General features: G+C 26.8%; 14 protein-coding genes and 2 pseudogenes. 1 reads left to right on the plus strand and 15 read right to left on the minus strand.

From position 1 onward, the window contains the following. Positions 1–163: 163 nt before the first annotated feature. The 15 genes and pseudogenes from ACKU3H_RS08590 to ACKU3H_RS08660 all read right to left on the minus strand — a co-directional run. Positions 164–262 (minus strand): annotated as a pseudogene (locus tag ACKU3H_RS08590) (hypothetical protein); the annotation flags it as partial. A gap of 365 nt (positions 263–627) precedes the next feature. Further along, complete coding sequence (locus ACKU3H_RS08595; RefSeq protein ID WP_320033434.1) at positions 628–1,215, minus strand: hypothetical protein; 588 nt, start codon at positions 1,213–1,215, stop codon at positions 628–630. A gap of 241 nt (positions 1,216–1,456) precedes the next feature. Then, positions 1,457–2,230, minus strand: coding sequence for a hypothetical protein (locus tag ACKU3H_RS08600; RefSeq protein WP_320033435.1), 774 nt, complete (start codon positions 2,228–2,230; stop codon positions 1,457–1,459). Further along, positions 2,227–2,943 carry a HEAT repeat domain-containing protein gene (locus tag ACKU3H_RS08605; RefSeq protein WP_320033436.1) on the minus strand — a complete coding sequence of 239 codons (717 nt, stop codon included), beginning with the start codon at positions 2,941–2,943 and terminating at the stop codon, positions 2,227–2,229. Before ACKU3H_RS08605 ends, ACKU3H_RS08600 begins: the two co-directional genes overlap by 4 nt. A gap of 558 nt (positions 2,944–3,501) precedes the next feature. After that, positions 3,502–3,870, minus strand: a complete 369-nt coding sequence (locus ACKU3H_RS08610; protein ID WP_320033437.1) for a HepT-like ribonuclease domain-containing protein — start codon at positions 3,868–3,870, stop codon at positions 3,502–3,504. After that, positions 3,863–4,153, minus strand: a complete 291-nt coding sequence (locus tag ACKU3H_RS08615) for a nucleotidyltransferase domain-containing protein (RefSeq protein ID WP_320033438.1) — start codon at positions 4,151–4,153, stop codon at positions 3,863–3,865. Before ACKU3H_RS08615 ends, ACKU3H_RS08610 begins: the two co-directional genes overlap by 8 nt. Before the next feature lie 261 nt (positions 4,154–4,414). Next, positions 4,415–5,617: an ankyrin repeat domain-containing protein gene (locus ACKU3H_RS08620; RefSeq protein ID WP_320033439.1), complete on the minus strand. Its 1,203-nt coding sequence runs from the start codon at positions 5,615–5,617 to the stop codon at positions 4,415–4,417. A gap of 2 nt (positions 5,618–5,619) precedes the next feature. After that, positions 5,620–6,141: an ankyrin repeat domain-containing protein gene (locus ACKU3H_RS08625; RefSeq protein ID WP_320033440.1), complete on the minus strand. Its 522-nt coding sequence runs from the start codon at positions 6,139–6,141 to the stop codon at positions 5,620–5,622. Positions 6,142–6,154: 13 nt separating this feature from the next. Then, entirely contained in the window at positions 6,155–6,835 is a 681-nt protein-coding gene (locus ACKU3H_RS08630; protein WP_320033441.1) for an HNH/ENDO VII family nuclease, read from the minus strand. A 45-nt stretch (positions 6,836–6,880) separates the two neighbouring features. After that, positions 6,881–7,024 (minus strand): annotated as a pseudogene (locus ACKU3H_RS08635) (RHS repeat-associated core domain-containing protein); the annotation flags it as partial. Positions 7,025–7,315: 291 nt separating this feature from the next. Beyond that, the gene (locus ACKU3H_RS08640) at positions 7,316–7,900 is read right to left on the minus strand and encodes a hypothetical protein (RefSeq protein ID WP_320033442.1); all 585 of its coding nucleotides are present in this window, start codon (positions 7,898–7,900) and stop codon (positions 7,316–7,318) included. Positions 7,901–7,903: 3 nt separating this feature from the next. Next, positions 7,904–8,155, minus strand: coding sequence for a hypothetical protein (locus ACKU3H_RS08645; RefSeq protein ID WP_320033443.1), 252 nt, complete (start codon positions 8,153–8,155; stop codon positions 7,904–7,906). 103 nt (positions 8,156–8,258) lie between these two features. Beyond that, positions 8,259–10,499, minus strand: coding sequence for a methyl-accepting chemotaxis protein (locus ACKU3H_RS08650; protein ID WP_320033444.1), 2,241 nt, complete (start codon positions 10,497–10,499; stop codon positions 8,259–8,261). Between the two features lie 423 nt (positions 10,500–10,922). Then, positions 10,923–11,834 (minus strand): hypothetical protein, encoded by a 912-nt coding sequence (locus ACKU3H_RS08655; protein WP_320033445.1) that lies wholly within the window; start codon positions 11,832–11,834, stop codon positions 10,923–10,925. 19 nt (positions 11,835–11,853) lie between these two features. Further along, positions 11,854–12,342 (minus strand): DnaJ domain-containing protein, encoded by a 489-nt coding sequence (locus ACKU3H_RS08660; RefSeq protein ID WP_320033446.1) that lies wholly within the window; start codon positions 12,340–12,342, stop codon positions 11,854–11,856. Positions 12,343–12,545: 203 nt separating this feature from the next. Here ACKU3H_RS08660 and ACKU3H_RS08665 point away from each other — a divergent pair, with 203 nt between their 5' ends. Then, positions 12,546–14,237, plus strand: coding sequence for an L-lactate permease (locus ACKU3H_RS08665; RefSeq protein ID WP_320033447.1), 1,692 nt, complete (start codon positions 12,546–12,548; stop codon positions 14,235–14,237). The last annotated feature ends 119 nt before the right edge of the window (positions 14,238–14,356 follow it).

Below are 14,356 nucleotides of genomic sequence, written 5' to 3' on the forward strand. Positions count from 1 at the left end.
TTTTCCTTTATTTACAATTTTGATTTTCATTTATTTTATTTTTTAGAAACTTATCATAATCTTCTTTTCCCATCTCTTCAAGCCCTTTTTTAATCTTTTCTTTACAAAAGTTATAACCCCCAGACATAAACTCTATTGGGTCTTTTGAAAGAAACCTATGTGAAGTAGGGTCATAGTATCTAGCTCTGTAATAGTAAAGATCATGAGAGTCAAACTCTCTTCCTGTATAACAATATGGATTGTATGTTTCTACAGTTTTTATGCACTAGCATATTAACATAATATTTATTATAAATAATTTGTTATATTATTTGAAAATATCAATTTAAAAGTACTATAAAATATAAATTTCTTACACTATTAATAAGATTTAGGAGAGATTTTTATAAAGTGTAGTTTCAATCTCCAATGTAGTTTGTAATAAACTTTAACTTTAGTGAGGTCTCCAACTTTGTTATAACTGTAGTTATGGTTTTCAGTTTATTAAAAGTGGAGATTCATTCACTGTGTGGGTGTGATTCTGGGGGGTGTGATTCTTAATTTCCTTTTTTTGAGAAGTTTTCTAAAAATTGTTTTAATTTATCTGACATTAGTATTCTTTAAATCTTCACGTTTATGCCCATTTTATCAAGCATTTTTTTGTACTTCTTTATGATTTTGTTGCATCTCTTCTTCACTCATTGGTTCAACTTCCTCTTGTTGTAGTGGTGGAGTCCATTTTGCATCTAGCTCTTTATTAAAAAATGCGTAGAATTCATCTATCGGGCTATCTCCTAACATATCTGATTCTTCAATATTATTAATGGCATTTTGCATATCTTCTTTAGTTAAATATTTTTTAGCCAATGGAAAAACAACTGTCTCTAACTCTTCTTGAGTTAATTCTCTTGCATACCATTCATCTAGCCATGAAGAAAAGTATAAACCGAACTCTTCTCCCCAAGCCTTAATATATAGTCTTAAACTTGAAAACAATCCTTCATAATATACTTGGAAGCTTATTGTATTTAAAATATTTTTAACAGTTTCATCTACTCCTTCTATTTCTATGGATAAGCACTCAATTAATGTTCGAACCACACGTACATCATTAGTACCTTCAGCTATTTTAAGCAATTCATTAATTCTGTAAAACTCTTCTCTGGTATTGTCATATTGTTTGTTATATAAATGTAATAACTCATTTGCCCATTCTTGTGTATATCTAAAACTCATCTTTTTTCCTTTTATATAAATATATCACTCACTCTTTCCTATATGAATTTCTTACACTATTCATAAGATTTAGGAGAGATTTTTATAAAGTGTAGTTTCAATCTCCAATGTAGTTTGTAATAAACTTTAACTTTAGTGAGGTCTCCAACTTTGTTATAACTGTAGTTACAGTTTTAGTTTATTAAAAGTGGAGATTCTTTCACAGGGATGTGATTCTAAATCATTTATAAAAGATACAGAATTAAGATTTTTTACTACCATAACGATTATCTAGCATATTTAGTAGCTTTTCATATGAATTTTTATCTTGATGTATACTCAAAGTATTATTTATATCAGAAAATAACATTTCAATATCGTTAAAATAATTTATGTCTTCAAAAGGAACTAAAAAGTATTCATTTATAAAATCAATATCTTTTTTATAAATATCTATATTAAACTCTATATTGAAAATATTAGTTAATATATTATAAAAAGAACTTTGATTCATATTTTCTAATCCTAAATCTTGTAGTGATATTATATTGTTGACTTTTTCAATTAAAAGATTATTTTTATATGACCAGTAAAGAAACAGTCCTCTTTCCCATCCATCATAAGTAAATTCTATTGCAATATTGTCATTGTTTTCTAAATCAAAACTATACTTTGAAATAGGTTTTATACTATGAATAGTTTCTTCAAGTGTTGATTCTAAAATATAAACTTTAAATAAATTTTTTATTTTTTTATTTTTATCAACACTACTTATAATATCAATACATTCTTCATAATTTGCATACTTTTGTAAAGAAAACAAATCTTCATTTGCTAGTTTAATTGGAATATCAATCAACCATATATCATCATATTCCCATGCAATCTGAACTGTATTACTTTTTTCTGTTTTCATTTGAAAAAATGAAGCTTTTTCAGAAGATAAATCATAAAATTCTTTTATTACTTTTTCTAAAGATAAAGTTTCATCCTCTAAACTATAATCAAACTCTTCATCATATAGTGATATTTTCATAATAGCTCCTTTTCTAAAAATTTTAATGTTTTTGGTTTTGCTTTTTCTATATTACCAGACTTTACACCTCTCATTGATTCTTTTATTCCAAATTTCTTTTCGACCAAGTCTTGTATGCATGCAATTAAAGCTTGAACTATCTTTTCTTCAGTTTCTATTTTTAAAGAGGTGTAATATAATTTTAAAATATCGTTTTTTAAATCAGCTTGTTTATAAAAAATTTGCCTAAGTGCTGTAGCAGAATATAAACGTAACTGATCATTCTCATTAGATAGAAGTTCCTTTTCTAGTATTGAAATCTCTTTCTTTCCTCCAATCCAACCTAAGACAATTATTCCATAATATTCATTTGTATAGCTTTCTTTTTTATCAATAAACTCAATAGCAACCTTTCTGATTTTTTCCTTATCACATTCATCTAAAGGTTTCCAAGCACCTAAAATAAATAGTGTTTCCGCTTTTAGTTCTTGATTTGTTTCAGTTTTTAATTTATCTAATAAAAAGTACTTTGCTCTTTCATCATGATCATTAAATGATGCTCTAATAGCTTTAAATACTTCTAAATTATCTTTATTTGATAATATCTTATAATGAAAAGCTATTACATCAGGATCGTTATTTTTAGACATATTATTAACAAATTTAATTTCTCTATCTGGCTCGTAGTTTACTAAGAGTTCATTATATTCTTTTTTTAAATCTTTTAAATTCATTTTATTTACCTTTATTTTTTAGTACCTATGATATTGATCTCCACAATTTGAGTTTTCATATTGTCTGCTACATCTAATGTCCTTTTAGCTTATAGAGTTTTTTATGCTCTAGCATATTAACATAATATTTATTATAAATAATTTATTATATTATTTGTAAGTATCAATTTAAAAGTTCTGTAAAATATAAATTTCTTACATTATTTATAATATGTATGAGAAGTATTTAAAGTTGAGTTCTAATCTTTGATATAGTTGTCATAAACTTTAACTTTAGTGAGGTCTCCAACTTTGTTATAACTGTAGTTACAGTTTTCAGTTTATTAAAAGTGGAGATTCATTTACAGGGGTGTGATTCGTGTCATTCTGGTAGTAGTGTATGTTGTTACTACTGTCTCTATTTGTACAACAGGTGTAAATACAAACTGTTCGTATACATAGGTAGTTGAATTATTATTACGTTTTTCACTTAGATAAAGATAAAGGAGTCAGTTATAACTACAACTATATTTATATTTTCTTTGTTTTTCGTTAAGGTAAATAATTTTTACCAATGACCTATTTTAACTTATTCATCAAGATTGATATTTTACTTTCTAAATCATCTATCTTCTCATCACAAATCATAAAAATAGTTTCAGAGTCTATATCTATATAGTGATGAGTTATTATCTCTCTTGTTTTTATGATATTGCTCCAATATCTTTTATCAGCAACTTCTAACAAGAACTCTCTATCTCTTTTATCTATATTTTTTAATGCTTCACCAATCGATTGTAATCTCATAGAAATAGAGTCCAATTTAATCATACCATCTTTACTATGCATGAAATCATCACTACTGGTAATACCCTCAAATCTATCTTTTATCATCTCTATACTATCTAGGATAAATTTTAATAGTTCTTGGTTGTTTGTCTTATCCATAAATTACATCTTTTTGTATATTTGAGATGATGACCTTATTATTGTTTTTATGCTTATGGAATAAGTCTATTTTTTTATGATAAAGCTCTTCTAGGTAATTCCAAAGCCCTGCAAGATTGTCAAATGTTTTATGTTTAAACTCTACATAAATATCTATATCACTATCTTCAGTTTGCTTACCTTTTGCATAGCTACCAAATAAGCCTATCTTATCAACTTCAAAGTTTTGTTCTATATAACTTTTATTTTTAGATAATTCATTTAATATTTCATCTTTAGTCATTACAAGCTCCATATATAACTAAGCATAAATCAAATCTCTATGTATTATCTCTAAAAAAAGAGGCTTGATATTTTTGTGTTACCTTATTATATCAACTTTTTTATAATTTACAAATACTCGTTCTATTTATCTTCTTTGGTTTCAAGATATTTTTGCTTTAGTTTTTCTAAAAGTTCATTTACATAAGGCAACTCTAGTGAGGTCTCCAACTTTGTTATAACTGTAGTTATAGTTTTCAGTTTACAAAAAGTGGAGATTTATTCACTGTGTGGGTGTGATTCTTAGTTGTATATATCTAGGTCTTATTTCTTGTTCCTCTAGCAATGCTTTAAGTTCCTCTTTGTTTTGGTTAGCGTTAAAATTTTTTTTACTTAAATATTGTTCATATCTTTTATCTAGTAGTTTCAGTACTGTTTTAAACTCATTTTCTTCTTTTATTTTTCTTGGTAATTTTATATTTTCTTCTTGGTAGAGTTTATTAAAATCTGTATGGTAATTATACCACCAGTGGGTTACTGTAAGATAATGAATTGCAAACTGTTTACCTTGTTCACTAAAATAATCTGTTGTCAATGCACTTTTTCCTAATGTATCATTTAAAAGGTTTTCTAAATGTTTGTAGTTAAACTCTATTTGTCCTTTTAAGTAAGTTTCTACAACACTCATAAAATTTTCATACAAAAGATTATGTGTATAGCACCAATATATAAAAGCATCTATTTTATTATCTGCGTAGAGATATTTTTTATTGGAGTTTCTATCTACAAATGTGTGAATCTCTAAATCATCATCGTTATCATAAATAATATATTTTTCATTATTTGATAATTTTAAATAGGGAGAATGTTCTTGTAAAATCATTTGCTCTATAATGTCATATTCTTCTTTTGTATGGTTTTGTTTTTTAGATTGATCAATATATTCTTCAAAATCTTCCATCTCTTCTAATATTTGTTCCATATCACTTTGAGTAACATTATCAATACCGTTATTAAATAATACTTCAATCATCTCTAATGAACCATAAATAACTGCTTCATCAAGTATACTAAATAATGTAAAACTATGGTATTCACTCAATGTATTATATTCGCCATATTCTAAAAGTAATTCAAGAATATCTACTCTGTTCATCAATATTGCATTTTGAATAGGATATCTTGCATTTGTATCTTTAAAATTTAAATTTGCACCATATTCAAGAAGTAACTTTATCCCTTTAATATCATACGATGAGCATATGGCTATAGATAAAATATCATCATTAACCTCTTCAATAAAACCAAATTTAGGCGAAGCACCATATGTTAATAAAAGATATAATACTTCAATAGTACTTTTATTTAAAATAGCCAATTTTAAATAGGGGTTTTCGGATGAACCATCTGGATTGGCACCATCTTCTAACAAGGTTTTTACTAATTCAACATTTGATGTTTTTATTGCTTGTTCTAAAGAATTCATATTTATTTTTTATATTTAATTAGAATATCATATACATTTTTAACTTGCTCAAATTGTAACAAACTTTCTTCAGAAACAATATCGAATGGCGTTTTCCCTACATTATTTTTATGATTAACATCAGCATGAAATTTCAAAAACAATTGAATAAGTTTATTCTCTTTATCTGTATAAGTTTTTAATGTTGTTTGAACTACCACTGTCCAAAGAGGTTGATTCCCATATTTATCTTCAATAAAAAGGGATCTACTATTTTTTTCTAATATTGCTTTTGCAATATCTAGTTTATTATACTCTGCTGCATAGTGCAAAGGAGTAAAACCATTTTCGTCTTGTAACGTAGTATCTATACCTTGCTCTATCAGAAATAATGCCATTCTATCTTTTTCATTGGCTATGGCACAATGTAACGCTGTATAATTAAGATCGTCATCTTTTTCGTTAATATCTGTACCTTGTTCTAATAACTCTTTTAACTCTTCTAAAGTACCAAACTCAACTATATCATATATTGTATCTTCCATATTTTTCTCCTTATTAATTTATATCATGTTTTTTTGACATGTTTTCTGATGGACTTTCTGGATAATAATTTTTAGTATTACTATACTCATCTAAAAACTTTTGTTTAGTAATTGTACAATTTCTATATTTCTGTAATAAACTTTTATAAGATTTTCCAGGTTTATGACCCATATGCCACTGATCAAATCTACTTTTGGTTTTATCCCATGTTAACACTTCTTGTGTGTGTGGATCACGAACTTTTCCATCTAATGATGTACTTTTCGCATTATTCCAAACAGTTTCTACAACTCCTTTTCTATAAGATGGTCTATTTTTTGTATATTCTTTAGCTCTTTTCTTTTTATTACATTTTTTCTTATCATTCTTTTTATCGTCTTTAACTTTTACTTGTTCATTATCTTTTGCTGACTTAGTTTTTTTCTTAGATTGAGCTTTTTTACAATTATCATAAGGAGAACCCGGACCAATGTATTCTGGCTCAAGAACTATACCACCTCTTTTTTCGATTTCTCCTAAAAACACATCAGTAATTACTGATTCAGCATATAATTTAACACCTTCAAATAAAAAACTTGGGATATTAGGCTTTTTCTTAAGTAAATTCTTAGGTTTAATCTTAATTTTAGAAGTAACTTTCTTTTTTTTAAGAAATTTAGAACAATCTTTTTTAGCAAACCCCAAAGCATCCACATAATTAGTAGGCTCATTCCCAACATACCGATAAAAGTTATAATCCCCTGATAAAAACTCTATTGGGTCTTGGCTTAAAAACCTTTGACTTTTTGGGTCATAGTATCTAGCTCTGTAATAGTAAAGATCATGAGAGTCAAACTCTCTTCCTGTATAACAATATGGATTGTATGTTTCTACAGTTTTTATGCACTAGCATATTAACATAATATTTATTATAAATAATTTATTATATTATTTGAAAATATCAATTTAAAAGTACTATAAAATATAAATTTCTTACACTATTTATAAGATATATGAGAGGTACTTAAAGTTGAGTTCTAATCTTTGATATAGTTGTAATAAACTTTAACTTTAGTGAGGTCTCCAACTTTGTTATAACTGTAGTTACAGTTTTTAGTTTATTAAAAGTGGAGATTCAATTCACATATAGTTTGCATCTTGATTGTTAAGAAACTATTTGAACCATTCAAAAATTTAGTCATGACCAAAGAATACTAACCCACGTTCACCATTAACTGAATTTTTTAATAATACACCTTCCATATGCAATAAATCTGGTTTATAGTCTTTAGGATAAGTAGTATTAGAAGATAACATTTTTAATTGATTATAAAATTTCTGGATATCTTTAGGAGAAAGAACAAAAAAATATGGACTAAAAGAATGATTTATAATCTCTTTTGGAAGAATAATAGATGATTTACTCGTATTAAACCGAGTAAAATAATTATTTATAATTCCTTTTTTTGTTAGTTCTTTATTTGCATATAAAAGTGATTCTTCCCAATAAAACTCTAAACTATTCATAGGTGATTCTTCTATAGATAGAAAGCTAAAAGGTACTTTTTGTGTTTGGTCTTCACTTCTTGGAATCATTGCATCTATTATTTGATCAGCCAATATATTTTTTTGTTCTTCTGTCTTTTTATTATTGAGAATTTTTATCTGTTTTGTAAAATCATTCCAATCAAAAGAAGAAACGTACCAACCAAAACCTGATGCATAAGAAGGTATTATACAAGATAGATAGAATATTGATGCTATAAAAATTATTTTCATTTATTAAATTTCCCTTTTACTAGTAGAGTTTTCATCTCTTAATTTGATTTTAACATCTATATCGAGTATATCTGAGATATCTATTTTTTCATCACTTACAAAGTCTATATCATATGAATAAGCTTGATTTACACCAGAACTCCCAACAATTTGACTAATATTGTAAGAGCCATCATATACACCTTCTGTAGTATTTGATATAGTATTTCCAAGGAGAAATAAACGTGCAATAATTTTTTCTGAATTCTTTTCCACTAATAATCCTTTTTTAATCAGGTTGTAATACTAGCTTAAAAGATTTTAAAATATTATAAATTATAACTATATAAATTATTAAAAAATAAAAAAATTTTTTATTTTACTCCTCTTCAATATTAGTTTTTTCAACTTCTTCTTCAGAATTTACATTATCAATTTTTTTAGATTTTACCTTTTCTTTTCCTATGAATTTTTTTTCATCGGTATTTTTAACAACTGCTAAAGCAATATGTTGCGTTTGAATGGCAACTTCTCTTGTATGTGCAGCCACATTTGCATTTTCTTGGGTTTGTCCATCTAATTGTGTTATTGCATCATTAATTTGTTCTATTCCTGTTTGCTGCTCTTTTGAAGACATTTCTATATCTTTTATAATATCAATGGTTTTAGATATATTTTCATTTAGATTAGAATATCCATCTATCATTCTATCAGCAATCTTTTTCCCATCGTTCGCTTTTATTGTCGCATGTTCGACTAAATTTTTTATTTCATTTGCTGCTTCTGCGCTTCTGCTTGCCAAGTTTCTAACTTCTTGTGCGACTACTGAAAAGCCTTTACCTGCTTCTCCGGCAGTTGCAGCTTCAACTGCTGCATTTAAACTTAAAATATTTGTTTGGAAAGCAATTTGATCAATAATTGTAATTGCGTCATTGATTGCATTTACTTGTTGATCAATATCATCCATAGAAGATGTAGTTTCTTGTGCTAATTTTTCTCCATCATTTGCCGAATTATTTAACTCATTTGCATATTTAGTCATTTTATCTACATTTTGAGTATTATGTGTAATATTACTTGTAATTTGTTCTAATGCCGCCGCAGTTTCTTCTAATGAAGTTGCAGTATCATTTGATGAGTTTGTTAATACTTCAACATTTTCTAATAAAATATTTGCACTATCTTGTAGTGTTAAGCCCGTAGTTCTATTTTCTATAAGCATGTCATTAATAATTTCAGCAAGTGAATTTAAACCATTTAATGTATCTCCACCTGTATTAGGTAGCCTATGTGTAAAGTCAAGCTCTTGGAATTTTTTTAATCCTTTTTGGATATCATTAATATTTGAAGCGATTCTATTATTTAAAAGTTCTAGCATTTGATTAAATATATCTTTTAATTCAGCTAATGATTCATTGCTTGTGTCAAGTTCTATTTTTTCAGATAAAATTCCATCTTTAACTTTATTTACTACTCTTTTTACATCTTCAATTAATAGGGCATCTTGTTTTAAACCATCTTCAATACTTTGAAGATATTTATTGAAATTAATAGATACAACACCTAACTCATCTTTTGATTTTACTTCTACCCTAGAACTTACATCATTACTATTTAGAAGGTGCAATATTCCTTCATTTAATCTTTTTATTGATGATGAAATATCCATTGGTATTGCTATTGCAAAAACCACTACACAGATAATAATAAGTATAGATACTGTTAATAAGGTATTGATTAGATTTCCATTTAATTCAAAAACCATTGACCCTGTTATATCTTGGTCTTTTTTAATGTATGATTTTATATCTTCAGATAATTTAGCTACTTCATTACCCAATATTGAGCATTCTTTAACTTTTGCTCTTTTTAATTTTATTATACTTTCTAATTTTGTTAAAGTTGTTTTATATATGTTACCCCATTTTATTACTTTTTTTAATTTATCCATTCGTGATTCATCTTCTATAATATCAGCTACTTCATCTAACTGTTCTATAAAATCATTAATCTCTTTATTTGCTTGTTTTTCATCATCCTCTTTTTTGGAACTTAAATATTTGATTGCATAAAACTTACTTGCAAGTATTGCACGTAATGCATAAGCTGTCTCTACTGCTACTTCTGATTTTCCACTGATATCTGCTGTTACCATTATAGAATTAAGTAGTGCTTCAATTTTTTTTCCACTACTAGTTAAAGTATTATTTATTAATTCATTTTGTGTATTAGTTAATTTAATTAGTTCATCAAATTTAATTTTATATTTTGATAGTCCCTCTTGCATTTTTTTTACAAGGAGAGTTCTTTTGGGGTCTTGTACATTTTTTTGTGCTTGTGATATAAGATTTTCAGTTATATTATAATATTTGTTAAACTCTTCTACATTTGTCTTTGAAGAAGTATTCAAATAATCTTTTACATTCATTCTAATAAGTAACATATTAGCTTGTACTCTACTAGCTAAAATACTATTTTTTGCCATTTCTCTATAATCATTAAAACCAGTAGAAGATTTATTAAGACCGCTGATACTATAAGATGATAAAAAAGCTACCAATATTGATATTATTGAAAATGAAATTATTAATTTCATTTTTATTGTCATGTTTTTAAGCACAATTTTTCCTTTTATATATTGTAGGATTTGAAGAATAGATGAATAACAAATATTTCAATTCATTATTATATTGAAGTTTATTTTATATATAGATAAGATAACTTAATATTTATTTAAAAATTTATATTAAAATTAATAATAAATCTAAAAAAAATAAATATATAAATTTTATATGTCATTTTTATTAATTACACATTTTCTGCTTCCCATATCATTTTGAAGTATAAAAACAAATCTATCTTGACATAGATGATGAGTATGTATATAAAATTATATTAGAGGGGGATCTTGGAGTTTCAGTGATCCATCATATTTTACAATTTCAAATAGTAAAATGACATTTTATAATAATCCAAGCTATCAACATTATGATATTGGATTTTTATGTATTAGAAGAAGAAAAAGCAAATAAGCTTTTTCTTTTTATTGGTAGTTTATATATGTTGGTTGTATTTGTATTTGTCTACCATTTGCAGGTTCCCAACCCAATATCTCTTTAGGTGTCATAATTCTAGTATCTGCATGATAAAATATTTTAAAACCACTTTCTGCTATTTTTTCTTGTTCTTTATTGTATAGACTATTATAGATTTTTATTTTCACTGCTGGATTTCCATGTCCATCTATGTTGTAAATTAAATCTATATTGTCATATTTTTTAACTTCTTCTTTTTTTCTTAACATTCTACTATGAAACATATGTACAATTAATTGTTTTTTCCCTAAATTATTATCTATAATATAGTTGTTTATTAACTCTTGAGCTGCATTTAAATCTTCTGCAAAAATATGTCCTATATATTTACCAGGAGGATACTTTTTATGTTTTGGTATTTTAAACTCAGGATCTAAAGCTAAATGAACATGGGGATATTTTAAGTATTTTAACACAGGTTTTAGTGCTTCAACAGGAGTGTTTGTTCCCATTTGTAAATCAATAAATACTTCAAAGTTTTCTTCTTTGGCTCTTAATATATAAGGCATCAAACTTTTTTCAGAAAGTCCTAACATATATGTATCTCTTCTACCTGGTTCTGAAGTTGCTAAGCCATATATAATATGAAATGCCATTTTTACATCAACTTTATTTTCTAACTCTTCTTCAAAGTATTTTTCTTTTTCTTTCATCTTTTTTACTAATTCATCAATATTACTCTGACCTAAAATTCCAAGAGATTTTGTATTTGGTCTACCATAATACCCTATTAGTAAAGTCTCTTTTTTTATTGTCTCTTCATTTTTATTTTTTACTTCAGTTGGCTTGTCTTGAATATTTGCAAACAGATTTTGTGTAATGAATAAAAATACCAGTAAAAACTTAATCTTTTTTGTCACTTTTTATTATTCCTTTTTTTTAGTTTCCATATGCTTTGAGTAAAACATCTTTATAATGATTTAACTGTTGCATCATAGTATCATCTTGGTCATTTATATCTGGATGATACTTTCTTGCTAGTTCTTTATATTTTTTCTTTATCTCTTCTTTTGTTGGTGTTGACGTAAAACCAAAAAACTCTTTTGCTTTTTCAACTTCACCAAATTGTGGTGGAGCATTGAAGTTTCCTCTTCTAAATTGTTCTTGAAACTGTTCAAAATCAAAATCATTTGAATTAAACCCAGTATTTGCTCTTGAAAAATCTTGTCCATTAAAAGTAAACCTAAATCCACTACTATTTTGTCTAAGTTTCTTTTTAAATTGATAAATCAAATAATAAGCTATTGATACTAATACAAAAAGAATAATTAAAAATGTACCAAAATTTGTAAATATTAAATATAATATTCCAAAAAATATTGCCCATTTAATTAAACTTGAAATAAAGTACGATAATTCTCTTCCCATAATATAAAAATCCTATATATTTTAAAAGTGACATTATAGTATTTTATCTTAATTATTAGCTTTCATATAAAAACAAATTATTAAGTGTTACTTTAATTGAAAATTTTAATTTTTTTTAAATAATTGCTACTTGTATGCTACTTTATCATATGTTTATCATTTTCTTGTTCTATCATTTTCTTTGATTAAACGAAGGAGATAATATGGAATTAAGTACGCAAGCTTTTTTTGCTGCTCTACCAATACTTGTAGCAGCTGTACTTCTAGTGGGTTTTAGGCTACCTGCTAAAAAAGCAATGCCAATTGTTTATATTGTTACAACTGTTGTAGCAATCTATGTATGGGATGTAACTTTTAACAGAGTTTTAGCATCTACACTTCAAGGGTTACTTATCACTGTTGCAGTTTTATGGATTATTTTTGGTGCAATATTATTATTGAATACACTTAAACATTCAGGAGCTATAAAAGTTATTAGAGAGGGTTTTAATAATATTAGTCCAGATAGAAGAGTTCAGGTTATTATTATTGCATGGTTATTTGGTTCATTTATTGAAGGTGCATCAGGATTTGGAACACCTGCAGCAATTGCAGCTCCACTTATGGTTGCTATTGGTTTCCCTGCTATGGCTGCTGTTATGGTTGGTATGATGATTCAATCAACACCTGTATCATTTGGTGCAGTAGGAACACCAATATTAATTGGGGTTAATAAAGGATTGGATTCTGAAGGTATAGCTAAAACTTTAGAAAGTGTTGGTTCTAACTGGGATACATATTTACAAATAATTACAAGTGAAGTCGCAATAGTTCATGCTATAACAGGTACTTTAATACCTTTATTTATGACTATTATGATGACAAGATTTTTTGGTAAAAACAAATCTTGGACTGAGGGGTTATCAATATTACCATTTGCAATTTTTGGTGGTTTGTGTTTTACTATTCCTTATGCTCTTACAGGTATATTCTTAGGTGCAGAGTTCCCATCTCTTATTGGTGCATTAGTTGGTTTACCAATAGTTACTCTAGCTGCAAAAAAAGGTTTCTTAATTCCAAAAGATACTTGGGATTTTGCTCCAAAAGAAGAGTGGCCAGTTCACTGGGTTTCTAAATTAGAAATAAAATTAGACTCTTTAACTGTTAAAACAGATATGTCTTTAACTAGAGCATGGGCTCCTTATGTATTAGTTGCTGCAATTTTAGTATTAACAAGAGTTTCTGATGAAGCAAAAGCATTTGTAAAAGCTTGGGTTATACCTTTTAAAGATTTATTAGGTGAAGGTTTAGGTTACTCAATTACTCCTTTATATTTACCAGGTGGAATTTTAGTATTTGTAGTTTTAATTACTTATTTCTTACATAAAATGGAATTCAAAGAGATGAAAGAGGCTTTAAGTGAATCATCAAAAGTTATGTTAGGTGCTGGATTTGTTCTTGTATTTACTATTCCATTAGTTAGAGTTTTAATTAACTCAGGTGTAAATGAATCTGGTTTTGATTCTATGCCAGTTGCAATGGCTAATTTTGTAGCAAGTGCAGTTGGTGATATTTATCCATTATTTGCTCCAATGATTGGTGCATTAGGTGCATTTATTGCAGGAAGTAACACTGTTTCAAATATGATGTTGTCACAATTTCAATTTGGTGTTGCAGATGCACTTTCAGTTTCAACTGCATTAATGATTGCACTTCAAGCAGTTGGAGCAGCAGCAGGAAATATGATTGCTATTCATAATGTTGTTGCAGCAAGTGCTACAGTTGGTTTACTTGACCAAGAGGGTGAAACATTAAGAAGAACTATTATACCTACACTTTACTATTGTTTAATAGCTGGTATCTTAGGACTTATAGGAATGTATGTTTTAGGAATAACTGATCCACTAGTTGGATAAAAAAAGGAGCACTTGCTCCTTTTTAAAATTTATAACTCATAAAATAATTTTAAAACAATAATTAAGCTTATTTTCAATTTGATTTGTTAAATTGTATATACCTTCAAAAAAGGCTTAAC

This window comes from Halarcobacter sp., from assembly GCF_963675975.1.
Taxonomy (GTDB): Bacteria; Campylobacterota; Campylobacteria; order Campylobacterales; family Arcobacteraceae; genus Halarcobacter.